This window comes from Thermomicrobium sp. 4228-Ro, assembly GCF_026241205.1.
In the GTDB taxonomy this organism is placed as follows: Bacteria; Chloroflexota; Chloroflexia; order Thermomicrobiales; family Thermomicrobiaceae; genus Thermomicrobium.
Map to the genome: position 1 here is coordinate 1,438,001 of NZ_JAPFQM010000001.1, position 15,998 is coordinate 1,453,998.

15 protein-coding genes are annotated in these 15,998 nt (G+C 65.2%); 8 read left to right on the plus strand and 7 right to left on the minus strand.

Annotated features, from left to right (window positions below; genetic code table 11):
- The first annotated feature begins 82 nt into the window (after positions 1-82).
- The 3 genes from ispH to OO015_RS06830 are packed head-to-tail and all read left to right on the plus strand — an operon-like array spanning position 83 to position 2,522.
- Entirely contained in the window at positions 83-1,045 is a 963-nt protein-coding gene (ispH, locus tag OO015_RS06820; protein WP_265940483.1) for a 4-hydroxy-3-methylbut-2-enyl diphosphate reductase, read from the plus strand.
- A 20-nt stretch (positions 1,046-1,065) separates the two neighbouring features.
- Positions 1,066-1,704 carry a phosphatase PAP2 family protein gene (locus tag OO015_RS06825; RefSeq protein WP_265940484.1) on the plus strand — a complete coding sequence of 213 codons (639 nt, stop codon included), beginning with the start codon at positions 1,066-1,068 and terminating at the stop codon, positions 1,702-1,704.
- Complete coding sequence (locus OO015_RS06830; RefSeq protein ID WP_265940485.1) at positions 1,701-2,522, plus strand: glycerophosphodiester phosphodiesterase; 822 nt, start codon at positions 1,701-1,703, stop codon at positions 2,520-2,522. Before OO015_RS06825 ends, OO015_RS06830 begins: the two co-directional genes overlap by 4 nt.
- On the opposite strand, the gene OO015_RS06835 is transcribed toward OO015_RS06830, so the two are convergent.
- Positions 2,498-2,992 (minus strand): GAF domain-containing protein, encoded by a 495-nt coding sequence (locus OO015_RS06835; protein ID WP_265940486.1) that lies wholly within the window; start codon positions 2,990-2,992, stop codon positions 2,498-2,500. The two genes, OO015_RS06830 and OO015_RS06835, sit on opposite strands and share 25 nt — an antisense overlap.
- Positions 2,993-3,055: 63 nt before the next feature.
- Positions 3,056-4,747, minus strand: a complete 1,692-nt coding sequence (locus OO015_RS06840) for a CAP domain-containing protein (protein ID WP_265940487.1) — start codon at positions 4,745-4,747, stop codon at positions 3,056-3,058.
- A 128-nt stretch (positions 4,748-4,875) separates the two neighbouring features.
- Here OO015_RS06840 and OO015_RS06845 point away from each other — a divergent pair, with 128 nt between their 5' ends.
- Complete coding sequence (locus OO015_RS06845) at positions 4,876-5,289, plus strand: hypothetical protein (protein ID WP_265940488.1); 414 nt, start codon at positions 4,876-4,878, stop codon at positions 5,287-5,289.
- On the opposite strand, the gene OO015_RS06850 is transcribed toward OO015_RS06845, so the two are convergent.
- The 3 genes from OO015_RS06850 to OO015_RS06860 form a co-directional block, all read right to left on the minus strand.
- Complete coding sequence (locus tag OO015_RS06850; protein ID WP_265940489.1) at positions 5,283-6,872, minus strand: helix-turn-helix domain-containing protein; 1,590 nt, start codon at positions 6,870-6,872, stop codon at positions 5,283-5,285. The two genes, OO015_RS06845 and OO015_RS06850, sit on opposite strands and share 7 nt — an antisense overlap.
- Positions 6,873-7,283: 411 nt before the next feature.
- Positions 7,284-7,463 carry a YtxH domain-containing protein gene (locus OO015_RS06855; protein WP_265940490.1) on the minus strand — a complete coding sequence of 60 codons (180 nt, stop codon included), beginning with the start codon at positions 7,461-7,463 and terminating at the stop codon, positions 7,284-7,286.
- 4 nt (positions 7,464-7,467) lie between these two features.
- Positions 7,468-7,770, minus strand: a complete 303-nt coding sequence (locus tag OO015_RS06860; RefSeq protein ID WP_265940491.1) for a hypothetical protein — start codon at positions 7,768-7,770, stop codon at positions 7,468-7,470.
- Between the two features lie 522 nt (positions 7,771-8,292).
- On the opposite strand from OO015_RS06860, the gene OO015_RS06865 reads away from it, so the two are divergent.
- The 4 genes from OO015_RS06865 to OO015_RS06880 all read left to right on the plus strand — a co-directional run bounded on the left by OO015_RS06865 (position 8,293) and on the right by OO015_RS06880 (position 12,232).
- Positions 8,293-9,390, plus strand: a complete 1,098-nt coding sequence (locus OO015_RS06865; RefSeq protein WP_265940492.1) for an ABC transporter substrate-binding protein — start codon at positions 8,293-8,295, stop codon at positions 9,388-9,390.
- Positions 9,391-9,542: 152 nt separating this feature from the next.
- Positions 9,543-10,679: an ADP-forming succinate--CoA ligase subunit beta gene (gene sucC / locus OO015_RS06870; RefSeq protein WP_265940493.1), complete on the plus strand. Its 1,137-nt coding sequence runs from the start codon at positions 9,543-9,545 to the stop codon at positions 10,677-10,679.
- A gap of 13 nt (positions 10,680-10,692) precedes the next feature.
- Positions 10,693-11,568 (plus strand): succinate--CoA ligase subunit alpha, encoded by an 876-nt coding sequence (gene sucD / locus OO015_RS06875; protein WP_265940494.1) that lies wholly within the window; start codon positions 10,693-10,695, stop codon positions 11,566-11,568.
- Between the two features lie 16 nt (positions 11,569-11,584).
- Positions 11,585-12,232, plus strand: coding sequence for a class II aldolase/adducin family protein (locus tag OO015_RS06880; RefSeq protein ID WP_265940495.1), 648 nt, complete (start codon positions 11,585-11,587; stop codon positions 12,230-12,232).
- Positions 12,233-12,320: 88 nt separating this feature from the next.
- On the opposite strand, the gene OO015_RS06885 is transcribed toward OO015_RS06880, so the two are convergent.
- Together OO015_RS06885 and ychF are read right to left on the minus strand one after the other, a co-directional pair.
- Positions 12,321-14,825, minus strand: a complete 2,505-nt coding sequence (locus OO015_RS06885) for a YfhO family protein (protein WP_265940496.1) — start codon at positions 14,823-14,825, stop codon at positions 12,321-12,323.
- A gap of 23 nt (positions 14,826-14,848) precedes the next feature.
- Positions 14,849-15,952 carry a redox-regulated ATPase YchF gene (ychF, locus tag OO015_RS06890; RefSeq protein ID WP_265940497.1) on the minus strand — a complete coding sequence of 368 codons (1,104 nt, stop codon included), beginning with the start codon at positions 15,950-15,952 and terminating at the stop codon, positions 14,849-14,851.
- Between the last annotated feature and the right edge of the window lie 46 nt (positions 15,953-15,998).

Sequence of the window (15,998 nt, forward strand, 5' to 3'; positions counted from 1 at the left end):
GAGTACAGCGACGCAGTCGGTTCGGCCTCTCGAGAGGGTATACTCGGGCTCGGCGGTGGAGCCGGGCGCGAGGAGGCGAGCGATGGCCGTTGCGGCGACGGAGAAGCGGATCGTCTTGGCCGACGTGATGGGCTACTGCTGGGGAGTGCGCCGGGCGCTCGAGATCATCCAGCAGGCAGCCCGACAAGGCCCGGTTGCGACCGTCGGTGACGTTATTCACAATCCGCAAGTGGTCGAACGTTTGCGCATTCAGGGGATCGAGCCGGTCGGTTCGGTGCAGGAAGCTCGCGAGCGTGGGTTCCGCCGCGTCGCGATCACTGCGCACGGGGCTGGCCCGCAACGCGCGCAGGAGGCCCAGGAGGCCGGGCTGGAACTCATCGATACGACCTGCCCGCTCGTGACGAAGGTTCAGCGGTTGGCTGAAAAACTGGTGCGCCAGGGGTACTTCCTCGTCGTGTACGGCGATGCCAACCATCCTGAAGTCCGAGGTGTGCTCGGTTGGGCGGGTACGAGTCGGGCTGTCGCAGCGAAACATCTCGAAGACCTTCCCTGGAACGGGCCGCGCGGTCTGCCCGGCGTGACGGCACCGCCTCGCAAGGTTGCGGTGGTGAGCCAGACGACCAAGCAGACGGATGAGTTCCTCGCGTTCGCGCTGGGTCTCGCCAATTGGGTCGCTCGGCACGGTGGCGAGATCCGCATCGTGAACACGATCTGCCAACCGACGTGGGAGCGGCAAGAAGCACTGCGCGCCTTGGCTCGGGAAGTCGATGTGCTCTTCGCGGTCGGTGGGCGGAAGAGTTCCAATACGGCCCGGCTGGCCGAAGTCGGACGGGCGTGTGGCGTGCCGAGCTACCACATCGAGCGACCCGAGGAGATCGATCCAACTTGGCTGGAGGGGAAGCGCGTCGTCGGCGTGACGGCCGGCGCTTCCACCCCCGATGAGGTCGTCCTGTCGGTTGTCGATCGCTTGGCCGAACTCGGCTTCCAGCGGCCGGATCGGTTGTGGCGCTACGAGGCACCGGACCTCGACGATTTCGCTGAATGAGCGTCCAGTACGAGGAACCGATGCGACGCAGGCATTCGCTTCCGGGACTGGTGGCTGTGCTCGGTGCGCTCGCGGCGTATGCCGGGCTGGCAATATGGGTTCGCCGCCACCCCGAGTCACCCTGCGAACTTGTGGTCACGCGTCGCCTCCAGGAGAGCACGCCGCCAGCAGTCGGTCGCTTCCTCGAGTGGATCAGCTGGCTCGGGTTCCCGCCTCAGAGCGTCCTCGTCCCGAGCGCGATCATCGCGGGATTCTGGTTGCGCGGCGATCGGCGAACTGCGACGCAACTGTTTTTCGCTTGGACAGCGAGTACCGTCAGTTTCGTGACCAAGCGGTTGGTCCGGCGACCGCGTCCGAACCATCCGGACGTCCGGGTTCCGATCGCACAACCGCGTGACGCGAGCTATCCGAGTGGGCATGTGGTGACGTATACCGCGTTCTGGCTCGCAGCCCTGGTCGCGCTCGCTGAGCGGGCACGCTGGCTCTGGCTCCGGGTGGTGCTGGTCGCCTCGGCAGTGGTACTGGTCGGAACGGTGGGGCTTTCGCGGATCTATCTCGGTCACCACTGGCTCACCGACGTGCTCGGGGGGTATTTGCTGGGAGGGAGCTGGTACGGCCTGGTGCGCTTTCTCGGCGGTGGGGATGGACAGAAGGAATGAAGACAGCGACACTGCCCAACTTCACGGTCATCGCGCACCGCGGAGGGAGCGTCGCGCGCGGCCAGAACTCGGCCGCTGGCTTCCTGGCAGCGGTGGCAGCTGGCGTCCCAGCGCTGGAATGCGATGTGCGCCTCACTGGTGATGGCGAACTCGTCTTGCTCCACGACAGCGTCGTTCCTCTGCCGGATGGTGGACGGCTAGTCGTGCGGCACGCGAGTCTGCCCGCGCTTCGTGTTGCCGAGCCGAACCTCTTGACACTCGAAGAGTTTCTCGAGGAATTCGGTCATCGCGCGCTCGTCAACCTGGACCTCAAGGGCAGCGGGTACGAGCGACACCTGGCGCGCGTGGTCGAACGGTGGGGGCATCCCGAACGCGTGTATATCACGAGTCAGCACGCGGCGAGCCTGCGCCGGCTCGCGAAATTGCTGCCGACGGCGTACCGGGGGCTTTCGCACGGCCATGCCTTCACGCGCGTGCCACGGCGCGTTGCTGGACGCAGCGCGTTCCCCATGCGCTCCCTCATGGCGTTCCAGCTCGCCGTCACGCTTCGCTTGGCGCGCGCCCAGTTAGTCGCCTTGCACTACCGTGTCGTCACACCGTGGCTCGCTCGTTGGCTCCAGCTACAGGGATGGCTGCTGACTAGCTGGACCGTCAACGATCCGCGCGAGGCAATTCGGCTCGTGCGAACCGGTGTTCGTGCGGTCACGAGCGACGTACCGGTGCACTTGCTGCACGCGCTCACGGCTCGACAGTTGCGTCCTGTTTCGTCCTGGACCTGGGACGAGATCTTCCGTCAGGGCGTGCCGGCAGTGGGCTGAGGGAACCGCTCAGCGAGTTGTGCTGCGAGCCATTCCAAGAGTTCCCGATCGTCCTGGTCGAAGGCGGCGAGACGGTCGCTGTCGATGTCGATCTCGCCGAGCACTCGTCGATCGCGCAGGATCGGGACGACGATCTCGGAACGGGTCGAGAGAAAGCACTGGAGATACCGCGGGTCCTCGCGGACGTCGGGAACGATGATCGTCTGCCCCTCGCGTGCGGCTGCACCACAGATTCCTTGCCCGATCGGGATGCGCACGTGTTCGGTAGCTGCTGGCCCCCGCCAGGCAGCCAGGACGAGCTCGTCTCCATCAACGAGATAGATCCCGACCCAGTCATACCACGGGACAGAACGCTCCAGAATGTGGCAGACGTCCTCGAGCAATTCCGGCCCGGCGGTGGATTGGGCGAGACGCTCGCGCAGTTGGTTCCGTGCCTCTTCGAGCACGACCCGGCGTTCTGCTCGCTGCATCGACTGAACTCCTCTCGTGCCAAGCAGCAGTCGCTCGACCCTATCGCTCGCGCGATCACGGTATCAAGGGGCAGCCGGTGGCGCTTCCCCGTACCGCCACTCGTAATACTGCCGGCCGACGTTCCCCATCTCCACTTGCCAGCCAACCGGATTGTCCGGCGTGTAGGTGAGAACCCGGCGTTCGAACGCTTGGACGAGTACCCAGCGAGGCTGCCCGCTGACCCGAACCAGGATCCAGTACGGCTCGGCGATCGGCCTGCCGACGACGAAGAGCGAATTCCACGGTCGTGTGGCCAGCCATTCCGTGAACGGGCGGGCACTGTTGTGGCCGGTCACCGGATCGTAGCCCGCGTACTCCACACCTGGTCGTTCTCGTGCGGGATCGACGACCACCGTGCCATCCTGCCGCAGCACCTCACGAATCGCTTCACCGGTCCGGTCGGACCGCGCGACTCCGGTGACGAGGGCGCTGTGGGGGCGCAGGCTGGCGTAGGTCGGGGCGTCGGGATTGGACGGCGCCGGGTCACCGGCGAGCGGGACCTCGGCGGGAGCACGGTCGACGAACCGATGGTCGCCGACTTGGACTTGACCGAGTAGCATCTCGCGGGCGAGTAGGCCACTGGTGACGAACCATTCCGATGACGCGTCGGCGCGTGGATCGTTCACCTCGAGGCGCGCCTTGTCGAGGTAGACGACCTGGCGACGCCCGCCAGGCGAGTCAGCGTACGGTTCCCACCGCACGGCCCAGGCGTCGGGGCCGAAGGTCCAGCTTCCCGATCGACCAGCCGCGACCGGGCCGTCGATCGTTTGCCAGAGATCCTGCACCTTGGGAGGCGCCTGGCTCAGGCCAGGCGGAATCGGGACGCTTGGTGCTGAGAACCGAAGTTCTTCGTCGGCCGATCGGGCGGTGCGGAAGCTTCCCGTGATCTGAAAGGGGCGGCTGTCGATCGTTCCCTCGATGACGTAGCGATAGGTGACACCAGCGTCGAGCGGCTCGGTCGCGGCCAGGAGAGCGGTTCGCTGGCTGAGCCAGCCGCTACCGGTCGCGAAGTGCACGGGGATCTCCCGATTTTCCTCGAAAAGGGAGCCGCGGGTGAACGCCACCGTGCCGGGGCCGAAGTATTTGGCGGTCACGGGATACCCGAGCGGATACTGCGCTCGGGGGAAGGGGTTCGGTGCTTCACCCCAGAAATGCGTTCCAACCCCGCTGGTACCGTCCGGTGGCCAGACGACCCAGTCCGGATCGCCTTGTTCAGTCCAGTCGTTGAGTGTCCCGACCATGAGCACTTCGATCCGCACACCGTTCCGGTTCACGGCTCCAAAGCCGATGTGCTGGTAGCGCGGATCGATGAGCGGGAGACGGTGATTGACCGTGGCCATGAAGACTTCGACGGACAGGAGAAGCGAGCCAGTGAACCCGATGTTCTCGTTGACTGAGCCGATGTAGCCCTGGGCGCGTGCCCGGTCGATCATCGTCTCACCAGTAAAACCAGGCTTACCCGGCTCCTCACGATGCAGACCCAGGCCGGCCAAAGAGGGATCGCCGAAATTCAGCTGGTAGTACTCGGCATGCGCTTGGGCTGCTGCGTCCAATGCCGGGTGACGGCTCAGCGGTGGGATGCCGAGAGCTGCACGCCATTCGTTGATCCGGTTCAACGCGAGTGTCGCCTCGTCGGTCGCTGCTGCCACCGGCTGCGCGGCGAGCAATGGTACAAGCGCGGTGACCAGACTCCAGAGTGCCAGGAATGTAACCATTCGATTTTGCGCCCTCGACCGCACCCCGAGCTCCCTTCCCGATCAGCCAGCGTTCGGCTCCTATACTACAGAAGCAGGAGAGAGATGCCGTCACCCTTCGGTCCTCGTTCGAATGACAGGGGAGAAGCGTGGCGCTGGATACGCGCGACATCCGGGTCGGGATGGACGTCTATACGGCCGACGGTGTGTACGTGGGTACTGTCCGGAAGGTCTCTTTCGGTCCCGCGCCGCAGCGGGGCGAGCCAGCGGTGGCAGTTCGCGAGGTGAGTGTCGTGCCAGGAGAACTCTTGGGTCCGCAGCCAACCGCGCCGCTCGGCAACCCAGGACCGGAGACGCAGGGAGCACGGAATGCTTTCGCGACGGTGCGCGACGATGCGCTTCCCCTGGGGGCGGGGCGATTTGCCGTCGGTACGCTGCCGATTCCGCTTTGCTGGCGCTGGTTCACGTGCGATGCGGTCTTGGTCGTCTCGTTCGAGCGCGTGGTACTGAAACGAACGGCAGCCGAACTCGGTCTGTACCCGCGCCGTCGCCCTGCTCACTGAGAGACGTTCGGCTCCGCGGGCGGCAGCATGCCGAGGAGGAAGGCCAGCTCGAGCAAGAAGCGATCACGCGCGTCACCGAGATTGCGCCCTGTCCGCTCGGTTGCCTGCGCCAAACGGTAGGCGACCGTGTTGCGGTGAATGCCGAGGCACGCTGCGACCTCCGATGCGCTGCCATAGGCGAGGAAAGCAGCGAGGGTTTGCAGGAGTTCGCACGCTCGCTCGTCCGCATCGAGTAACGGGCCGAGCGCCTGGTGACGGAAGGCTTCGATCTCTGGGTTTCCCCAGAGGAGATACAACAGCGCGAAAGGGCCGGTATCCTCGAGAGCGTCGAAGCGCACGACGGATCCTGTTAGCGCGCCAGTGCGGAGGAGTCCGGTCAGGAAGCGGGCCTGGCGCAATCCCTCGGGAGCGGCCTTGAGGCGGGCGACCGGACGAGAGAGGACGAGGAACCACTCGGGATCCCGCCGCGCGTCCGGGCCGAGGATCGACGGGGCAAACGGCAGTCGTTCGGCGGCGACGGAAGCGCCAGCCAGGCCACGGGCACGGCTCTCGATGGATTCGGCTTCCTGCTGGGTCAGGAGGAGCGCGATCTCCTCGCCGAGTGGCGTCGTACGGTCGCGCGCGCTCGGTTCCAGTACACGCCGGAGAACATCGCCACGTGTCGTGGCCGAGCGGCCACCGAACAGCGCGACAACGACCGGTGCGTTGGGATCGAGGCCGAGTCGTTGTGCGGTATGGGGAAGGACGGTCTCACTCAACCGGCCCAGCAGGAGATCGGCGACGAGCTGGCTCAGCGGAGCTGGGCGCGTTGCGCGCCCCTCTTGCGCGAGGAGGCTGGCACAGAGCCCAGCGACGAGGGAAAGCACCAGCCGGTCACGCTCGGTCGTTGCGCTTCCCGAAGCGAGCAGCGACAGATACGCCAGCCGGCCACTCACACTGATCGCGGTGAGCAGTCGTTCATCGTCACCCTCAGTGAGAGCCCGGACACTCGGGTGGGGCCGAGCGCGAGCCAGTGCTGTCGGTGCGGCGGGCGACGGTGCATCGCCCCCGGCTGCGAGGATGCGACCGTCGCTGTCCTGGAGGACGAGGCTGCGGTCGCTGGCGAGTGCAGCAGCCTGGAGGACGGCGTCGATGCCACCGGTCAGTGCAGCACGCGACAACTCGCGGGTCAGTTCGGTCGAAAGGCGGTAGAGTGCGCGGCGTTGCTCGGTGAGCAAGCGATTGAGGGTCGATTCGAGATCGAGCGGGATCGGGCCGGGAAACAGCACGAGCGGTAACGATCCGACTGGCTCTTCGAAGAGATTGGGTTCGGTCACGAGTGCAGCGACCGGGGCTTCGGCCAGTGTCTCGAGGAGCTCATCCGCGTCTGCTAGACCGGTAGCCTGAATCTCACGCAGGATCCGTCCACTCAAGATGATGAGCTCATCGCCACGGAGCGGGGGAAGGAACGGTGGCACGGCGCGGACACTCACGGCCCACGAGACCGGACGATCGAGTACCGCTTCCTCGTTCGCTCCGGGGGGGTAGAGTATGGTGAAGCGTCGATCCCACCGACAGAGGTCGCGGAGAATCAACTCAGCCATCGGTCACCCTCGGCATCCTCGCCGGAGCGCAGAAGTGCTGGCGCCGTTGCCAACGCACCGTTATCGAGTGTAGCAACAGTGAGACTAGAAAGGCGGCAAACGACGCTAGGTGCGAGATCCTGTTTCGCGTCCCGACCGAAAGGCGGCGCTCACCCTTCGCGACTCGTCCGGTATCCGATCCGTCCGTGGTAGGTCGCGGCCTTCGCCGATTCGCTGTTGGCGAGCCCTCGTCTGGGCAGCCGCAGTTGCGCGGATCGGAGCACGGCCTCTAGGACGCGCAGGGCAGCAGCGGAAACGCACCGGTATGCAAGGTACGAGAACCTGACGAGCGTGCCGGGTAGGCTAGACTCGCGGAAGTGGCCGTCGGGATTGCCGCTTCCAGCACCTCGAGCGTCCACGATGGCCGGCACGCTACGACGGCGAACTTCCCGTCAAGCGTTCGCGGATGCGCTCGATGCCGGCTTGCAAGCGGCCGGTGCACCACCGGATCAATCGTCGGCGCAGCTCCTGGCCGCTGGCTGGCGCAAAGAGCAGGCCGAGGAGGAGCCCCCACGTGAAGAATTTCGCAGCGGTACGCAATCGTGCCAACATCGCCTCAGCTCTCAGCTTCGACAGCCACCTCAGTATCGCTCGCCGTTGTTTCGGTTCGCTCACCGGGCGTTTGCGTGCCAGCGATGCGCGATTCGATCGCCTGCCGGGCAGTCAAAAGTTGCGTCCGCAGGGTCGTAACTGCTTGCTCACCTTGTGCGCGTGCCTGCTGGAGGAGCGTCCGAGCACGCTCGCGGAGGGCAGGCGGAATAGGTTGCTGTTGAGAAGTCCTCAACCAGGTTGCTAATGCCCCCAGGATCGTTCCGAGCACGAGACCGCCCAGGAAACTCCGGAGCGTTCCTCGTCGCATTGTCGCTCTCCCTTCCCGGAGTGACCTCCGTTGCTCGGACGGGTACCGAGTTCGTGTACTCGCAGTGTAATCGGTCGAGGAGCAGTGCTGCAACCGATCCGTCCGGTGACGGTAGCCTCCGCTGCCTGGGAGGCGGATCGGCTACGCTCGATCGCGGCTGCATGCACTGCCTGCAGAGCCCTTCGGCAGGCTCATATCTCGTCGCGTCGCTTCTACCGGTGTTTGGGCGCTCCCCAGAGGCTTGACGAATCGTGATTTAGTTATTAATATACCTTAAGTTGTTCGACATCACGAACGCGAGGAGAGTGACCGTCGATGAGTGAGGAGGAGCTGAGCGTGAACCGTCGGTACCTGTCCAGGCGCAAGCTCGTCCGGTATGCTGTTGCGCTCGCTGGGGGGTTACTGGCTTCTTGTGCAGGTGGTGGCTCGACACCAGCGACTGATGTGCCAGGTGCTGCGAGCCCGACAGTGTCGACCCGCTCATCGAAGCACGACGCCAGGACAGTACGCTCAGGAGAAGCGGTGCGGATCGGGATGCTGGTAGCGTTGTCTGGACCCTTCGCGTCGCTCGGAGAGAACCTGGTCCGTGGGCTCGAGCTGGCGCTCGCGGAGGTGAACGCCGAAGTCGCTGGCCGACAACTCGCCGTGCACGTCGAGGATTCGGCCGGTAATCCCGATCAAGCCTTGGCCAAGGCGCGACAATTGGTCGAGCGCGATCGGGTGCACGTGCTGGCTGGCGTCACGTTGAGCAGCGAGGCCGGAGCGCTCCGCGACTACGTCGTCTCGTCCGGTGTGCCCTTGATCGTCAGCAACGCAGGATTGCCCGGTTTGACGCGCGATCCCAACATGCGAAGCTCCCTCATCTTCCGCGTCTCCTTCGCGAACGGGCAGCACGAAGCGCCATTCGGTCGTTATGCCTACGAGAAACTGGGCTTCCGCCGGGTGGTCTTGACCGGACTCGACTACTCGGCAGGTCATGACAAGGTGGGAGCGTTCGGAAAGCATTTCCAGGCCGCTGGTGGAACCATCGTCGGCGAGGTCTACGCACCAGTCGATACAACCGACTACGGCCCGTATCTCCAGCGGATTGCCCAGTACGATGCGGATGGGGTGTTCGCGTTCTACTCGGGCGTCGACGCCGTGCGCTTCGTTCAGCAGTACGCGGAATTCGGCATCGAGGAACGTATCCCGCTCTTCGGTTCCGGCGATACGGTCGATGAGAGTATCCTGCAGGAGCAGGGCGAGGCAGCGCTCGGTTACGTCAGTTCTTCCCATTATGCAGTACTCTACGACTCTCCGGAGAACCAGGAGCTCGTCCGTCGGACTCGCGAGCGCTACGGTGTGGTGGCGAACCAGTTCGTCTATCAAGGCTATGTGACCGGACGGGTCCTCGTGGAAGCGCTCGCAGCGGTGGAGGGGGCGATCGAGGATACGGCGCGTTTCCTCGAGGCGCTGCGAGCTGTCCGCTTCCGCGGTCCGACTGGAGAGTTCCGCTTCCATCCCGAATCGCAAGGAGCGATCATCACAGTCTTCATTCGGCGGGTGGAGCGCCTGCCGAGTGGTGAACTCGGGAACGTGGTGCTCGACGTCATCCCCGAGGTGGACGACGTCTCCTTCTAGCCAGTTGATCGTCCACGTCGTGGCGGGAGCCGAGGCGGCCGTTGCCCGGGCTCCCAATACGGTTTTCGTATTCCACCATGCTGAACGAGAGTCGAGATGGTTTTCGGCAGCGTGGTATGATCGCCTCGGTTGTCGAGTCGAAAGGTGGAGCGATGGATCTCCACGAATACCAAGCTGCGGAGATTTTCGGACGATACGGGATTCCGGTGAACCGGGGGATCGTCGCCCGGACACCGGAGGAAGCACGGAAGGCTGCAGAACAGCTCGGTGGCCGGGTGGTCGTCAAGGCGCAAGTCCATGCTGGTGGGCGTGGGAAAGCAGGAGGGATCCGTCTGGCGAACGGCGCTGCCGAAGCGGAAGCGGTCGCTTCCCGTATCCTCGGGATGGAGATCCGCGGCCGCACGGTTCGGAAGGTGCTGGTCGCGCCGGCGATCGCATTCGATCGGGAGTACTATCTGGGTGTCGTGCTCGACCGCGATGCGCGACGCATCGTGGTGATGGCCAGTCGAGCTGGCGGTGTCGATATCGAGGAGGTCGCGCGGGAGCGGCCTGAAGCGATCGTGCGCGAGCATGCCGATCCTTTCCTCGGCTTCCTCGACTACCAGGCGCGTCGGCTGGCGTTCCGGTTGGGGATCGAACCCGATCTGGTGCGCGGCTTCGCGGCCATCGCGCGGCAGCTCTATCAGGCCTACGTCGACTGCGATGCCTCGCTGGCGGAGATCAATCCGCTGGTGTTGACGCATGACCGGACCTGGATGGCCCTCGACAGCAAGATGGTGCTCGACGATAACGGTCTCTTCAGGCATCCGGATCTGGCTGAACTCCGTGACCCGGAAGACGAAGATCCGTTGGAACGGGAAGCGCGGCTAGCGGGGATCAGCTTCGTGCGTCTCGACGGCACGGTGGGGTGTATCGTCAACGGGGCGGGCCTCTCGATGGCGACCATGGACGCGATCAAGCTCTACGGTGGTGAACCAGCGAACTTCCTCGATATCGGCGGTGGTGCCTCGGCGCAACGAGTCGCTGCTGCGCTGCGTATCGTCGTCGCTGATCCCAATGTCCGATCGATCCTGGTGAACATCTTCGGGGGGATCACGCGCGGTGACGTGGTCGCGCAAGGCTTGTTGGAAGCGTTGCGCGAGGTTGAGGTGCGCGTGCCGATCGTCATCCGCCTCGTCGGAACGCGCCAGGAGGAAGGGCGTCGCCTGCTCGAGGCAGCCGGGTTCACGGTCGTCGAGACCATGGAGGAAGCTGCCGAGCGCGCGGTCGCGGCGGCGAAGGTCCAGTAGGGCAGGGGGAGCGATGGCGATCCTGGTCGACGAGTCGACGCGGTTACTGGTTCAGGGGATCACGGGTCGCGAGGGATCTTTCCATACGCAGCAGATGATCGAATACGGGACGGAGGTCGTGGCCGGTGTGACGCCGGGGGCGGGTGGTCGCGAGGTGCACGGTGTCCCAGTGTTCGATACAGTCGCCGAGGCCGTAGCGGCAACACGACCGAACGTATCCTTCGTGGCGGTACCGGCTCCGTTCGCCCCCGATGCGATCCTGGAAGCGGCCGACGCGGGTATCCCATTGATCGTCTGCATCACCGAAGGGATTCCCGTTCTCGAGATGGTGCGGGTCTACCACGCGGTGCGGGCGCGCGGGGTGCGACTGGTCGGACCGAACTGTCCTGGTTTGATCTCGCCAGGGAAGGCGAAGGTGGGGATCATGCCAGGTTTCATCCATGCACCGGGGCCCGTCGGAATTGTCTCCCGGAGCGGTACGCTGACGTACGAAGTCGTCTGGGCGCTGACCCGGGCAGGAATCGGACAGTCGACCGCGGTCGGGATCGGTGGCGATCCGGTCATCGGTACGTCGTTCATCGAGGTGCTGGAGTTGTTCGAGAACGATCCGGAGACACGGGCGATCGTCCTGATCGGTGAGATCGGTGGAGCGGACGAGGAAGCTGCGGCTGAGTACATCCGTCACCACGTGACGAAGCCGGTCGTCGGCTTCATTGCCGGTCGGACGGCACCACCAGGACGCCGGATGGGACATGCCGGAGCGATCATCAGCGGGGGACGGGGAACAGCAGCTGAGAAGATCGCTGCGCTCGAAGCAGCCGGTGTGCCGGTCGCCGAACGTCCGGCTCAGGTGGCTGACCTGATTCGCCGAGCTCTGGAACGTGCGTGACAAACGAGGAGGTACGATGCCGGTCGAACTCGTCCCGCATCAGAATCTGATCGTTTTGGGGAGGCTGGCCGGCAGTCGGGGATACCTTTGGGGGACCGGCGGGAATTTCAGCTTGCGGCGCAGCGAGTCGCATTTCCTCATCACGATGCGTGGTACTGCCCTCGACCAGCTGGATTCCCAAGATTTCGTCCTGGCCCCCCTGCACGGTGAGCCCGGCGAACCACCTGAAGCCTCGACCGAGATCCAGTTGCACCGGCGTATCTATCAGACACGGCCGGATGTCCGCTGTGTGATCCATCTCTCGCCGCCGTATACGACGCTCGTCGCATGTACGGACCTCGCGCTGCCGACTGACCTCGTCCCCGAAACCGCGATCTATCTGGGCGAGTTGGCTCGCGTTCCCTACATCCAGCCCGGCACAGATGACTTGGCCCGCGCGGTGGCTGAAGCGCTCGGCAAGGAGCGCTGGGTGGTCCTCATGGAAAACCATGGTGTGGTAGCGGTGGGCGAGACGCCGCTCGAGGCATTCCGGCGCATCGAGGTGCTCGAGTTTCTCTGTCGCTTGGTGGTGACTGCACGGAGTGCGGGACTGACGCTGCGCGGCATCGGTGAGGAGGCGGTTGCCGCATTACGTGCTTCCTACGGAGCGAAATCCCGGCGCTGACTACCTGTCGGGCGCTCTGCCGCTGGCCGTGCTATCGCTCGGTCATGACGTTGATGGCTGGCGATCGGTCAGTCCTTTCGGTCCTGTGTCAGTGGTCGCTTCCCGTCGAGGGAGCGGCAGCTGCCAACGAATCGCCCGGACTCGTTGTCCGGTGTCCGCGGTTCGCGGTCGTTTCGCGTCGGCGCCCAACTGACCAGCCGAGAACCAGGGAGAAGCTCAGCGCGAGCAGGCCGAGCAGGGTGACAGCGAGTGCCCAGCCGAGCAGCGGTGGCCAGTAGGTGAGGACGACGGTGTGCTGGCCGGCGGGCACCCACAGCGCCTGGTAGATCCCGTCGGCGGTGGCGAGCGGAGTCCAGCGGCCATCGAGCGTCGCCTGCCAACCAGGGTCGGCCGTGACAGCGATGACGAGATAGGCCGGGGCGCTGGCTTCGACTGCGACACGCAAGCGGTTCGGTCCGTCCCAAGAGGCTCTCGCCTGCCCAGTGGCACCTGGCTCGGCCGGCGAAAGCGGCCGGTTGAGGTACAGCTCCTGGCGTGGATCGAAGGCATCGTTGCACACACGCTCGAGCGCGGTCTGGACATCGGTCACGACTGCACGATCGCTCAGCCAGACGCGAGGCAGCGCGGACGGGTTCTCCCAGAGAACGAGGCCGGTCGATGAGGTCAGCCGGCGCTCGAACGATGAGCTGAAGTCACCGTCGTCGGCGCGGGTCAGCACGAAGCGCACATTGAGGAGGTCGAGGAGTGCACGCTGGGGAGCAGAGCGGGTGCACGCGAGCACCCGTGCATAGGCTGCCGGCTGCATCGGGTCGAAGAGTCCACCGGCGTCCTCCAGGCCATGCACTGCTGCGGCGCTCGGTTGCCAGCGGATCGTCAACGCGAGGAGGCGCCAGGGACCGTTCTCCTGTGTCGCCTGGCGGAGGTATTCGACCACCTCAGGATGCCGGAAGTCGGCGAGGAGGTCGTCCGGTGTCGGGTTGAACGGACTCGTCGCGCTGAAGAGATCCAGCACGACGAGCCCCACCCCGGCCAGTGCCGTGGCCTGGTTCGCTCGGCCACTCGCGAGCACGCGGAGCCAGACCGCTGTGAGTCCGAGCCAGAGGACGAGGAGCAGGATCCCGTCGAAGGCACGGACGAGCGGTTCGGCTGGTGTGGCGCTCGTCACGATGGCGAGGAGGAAGAGCGGTGCGACGAGCAGAACCAGTGTGCCGATGGCCAGAACGAGCGAGCGGACCAGGTGGTGCAGGAACTCGAGCCGTTCTTGGCCGCGCTCGAGCGCAGTGGCGACTCCTATTGCCGCGAGCAGCGCCAGTGTCAGATCGACGAAGAGGAGCGAGCGCGCTGGTGCCCGAAGGAGATCGGCGAACGGCAAAAAGCGGTAGACCCACCCGTGGATCGGTGTGGCTGGCCCGAGTGCGTGCAACAGGGCGAGAGAACCGATCGCGGCGAGTACCCAGCGCAGCGGGTCCCGGCTCAGCACCAGCCCGAGCCCGGCGAGGACGAGCGTCACGATCCCTGCGTAGCCCCACACCTCACCGTTGGCCCACGGGCCCCACCAGTTCGTCGGGTTGTCGCCGAATGTCCGGGGAAGCACGAGGTTGACGAGCGCGGTCGGCTGGAGGGCGAACTCGCTCGCCTGCTCGTAACTCAGGCCACCGGACCGCACGGACCGGCGTGCCAGTTCGAGCGAGGGGAGGAGGGCCGGGGCTGCCAAGGCGAGGCCACTCGCGATGCCGATACCGGCCCGAAACGCGTCACCCGCGAGCAGCCATGCTGAGTGGACTGCTCCTCGCGCGTTGCGGTTCTGAAGGCTGCTCGCGAACGCGGCGAGTGCAGCTCTGCGCTCATGGGCGAGGTAACCGAGCCACCACACGCCAGCAGCAGTGAGGCCGTAGAGGACGGTCTGCTGGTGGCCGCCTGTGGCGAGCAGGAACGTCGCGACGGCGATACCGACAGTCCAGCGCCTGCGGTGCGTCGCGACCGAGCGTGCGAGTGCGACCCACAGCCAGGGAAGCCACACCGCGGCGGCGAGCATCGAGTAGTGACCGAGGTGGGCGACGAGGAAACCGCTGTAGGGAAACACGAGACCAGCGAGGAGCGAGGGGACACGAGCGAGCCGCAGGCCGAATCGTGCCAACACGTATGCGCCGAGGCTCGCCACGGGATAGTGGCAGAGGACGAGGAACTCGAGTGCGGCGTAACTGAAGGGGCGTGCGAGGAGATAGGCGAGCCAGTTCGGTGGGTATAGGATCCCGGTTTGATAGTTCGCCCAGTGGGGCATACCGCTGAAGAGTGTCGGGTTCCAGAGTGGGAGCTCTCCACTCTGCACCGTACGGGCAGCGAAGGCGTGGAGCGGGAAGAAAAAGGAATTCAAATCCCCACCTCCACGCGGCACATGGGCAGCGGTGAACAGCGGGCGCCAGAAGAACAACAACCAGGCGCCCACGAGGCTGCCGACTGCAGCGAACTCGGGCGCGGACCGGCTCCGTTTCCACCAGAGGGCGAACGTGCAACCGATCCAGAGGAGACCGCCTGCCAACACGAACCACGGGGGAAGCAGGCCAGTCGTCCGCGGAGCCAAATCGATGCCCACGGTCGTGCTCCCGGCGCGTCCGATCAGACGTTGAAGAGAATGTGCAGGATGTCGCCGTCTTCGACGACGTAGTTTCGCCCCTCGAGCCGGAGGGCCCCGAGCTTCCGTGCCTCGGCGAGGCTGCCGGCGCGCACGAGATCGTCGTAGTGAACGACTTCTGCTCGGATGAATCCCTGAGCGAGATCGCTGTGGATCGTGCCGGCTGCCTCCACAGCCGTCGCACCGCGGCGAATCGTCCAAGCGCGGACCTCGTCCGGACCGACGGTGAAGAAGGAGATCAAACCGAGCAATCGGTAAGAGGTGCGGATAACTCGGTTCCGCGCAGGCTCGCTGATACCCAGCTCTTGCATGAAGATGACTGCCTCCTCCGGCGCGAGCTGTGCCAGTTCTGCCTCGAGCTTGCCCGGGAGTGCCTCGACGGCAACGCCTGGGCCGGCTACACGCTCGCTGACGGCAGCGAGCGAGCTTTCCGCCTCGCTCAGGCGATCCTCGCCGAGGTTGAGCAGGATCAAGAGTGGCTTCTGCGTGAGGAATCCGAAGCCACGCAGGAGCCTTTCTTCGTCCGGATCCAACTCGACTGCCCGGAGCGGTGTCCCGTCGCTGAGCGCGCGATGCAGCCGCTCGAGCACTGCTCCTTCCCGCTCGTGCGCCTCGCGCTCCGCGCCGCGGAGTTTGGGGATCATAGCACGAATCCGCTGGAGACGCTTCTCGACCATCGCGAGATCGGCGAAGAGCAGTTCCATATCGATCGTCGCGATGTCGCGGAGTGGATCGACCGATCCCTCCGGGTGGGGAACGGCTGGATCATCGAAGGCACGCACCACATGAACGAGTGCGCTCGCTTGCTGCAGATACCCCAGCAAGCGCCCTCCGAGACCGCGCTCGTGGATACCCTTGGCCAATCCGGCGACGTCCCAGTACTGGATCTCAGCTGGCACGGTGCGACGGGGCTTGAACATCTGAGTCAGCACATCCAAACGAGGGTCGGGGACTTTCACCGTTGCCAGGTTCGGTTCGTCCTCAGCACCGCTGAAGGTGCCGGTCATGGCGTGGGCGCCGGTCAGTGCATTGAAGACGGTCGTCTTCCCGCTTTGTGGTAGTCCGATCAAGACCAGTTGTACCGGCATTCGTCGTCCTCCGCTCGATGTGCCGTGCCCTGTTGTACCACGGTGC

Excerpts from the sequence above, each read along its gene's own strand:
- ispH (WP_265940483.1), top strand. The coding sequence starts at position 83 with ATGGCCGTTGCGGCGACGGAGAAGCGGATCGTCTTGGCCGACGTGATG.
- OO015_RS06825 (WP_265940484.1), top strand. The coding sequence starts at position 1,066 with ATGCGACGCAGGCATTCGCTTCCGGGACTGGTGGCTGTGCTCGGTGCG.
- OO015_RS06830 (WP_265940485.1), top strand. The coding sequence starts at position 1,701 with ATGAAGACAGCGACACTGCCCAACTTCACGGTCATCGCGCACCGCGGA.
- OO015_RS06835 (WP_265940486.1), bottom strand. The coding sequence starts at position 2,992 with ATGCAGCGAGCAGAACGCCGGGTCGTGCTCGAAGAGGCACGGAACCAA.
- OO015_RS06840 (WP_265940487.1), bottom strand. The coding sequence starts at position 4,747 with ATGGTTACATTCCTGGCACTCTGGAGTCTGGTCACCGCGCTTGTACCA.
- OO015_RS06850 (WP_265940489.1), bottom strand. The coding sequence starts at position 6,872 with ATGGCTGAGTTGATTCTCCGCGACCTCTGTCGGTGGGATCGACGCTTC.
- OO015_RS06855 (WP_265940490.1), bottom strand. The coding sequence starts at position 7,463 with ATGTTGGCACGATTGCGTACCGCTGCGAAATTCTTCACGTGGGGGCTC.
- OO015_RS06860 (WP_265940491.1), bottom strand. The coding sequence starts at position 7,770 with ATGCGACGAGGAACGCTCCGGAGTTTCCTGGGCGGTCTCGTGCTCGGA.
- sucC (WP_265940493.1), top strand. The coding sequence starts at position 9,543 with ATGGATCTCCACGAATACCAAGCTGCGGAGATTTTCGGACGATACGGG.
- sucD (WP_265940494.1), top strand. The coding sequence starts at position 10,693 with ATGGCGATCCTGGTCGACGAGTCGACGCGGTTACTGGTTCAGGGGATC.
- OO015_RS06880 (WP_265940495.1), top strand. The coding sequence starts at position 11,585 with ATGCCGGTCGAACTCGTCCCGCATCAGAATCTGATCGTTTTGGGGAGG.
- ychF (WP_265940497.1), bottom strand. The coding sequence starts at position 15,952 with ATGCCGGTACAACTGGTCTTGATCGGACTACCACAAAGCGGGAAGACG.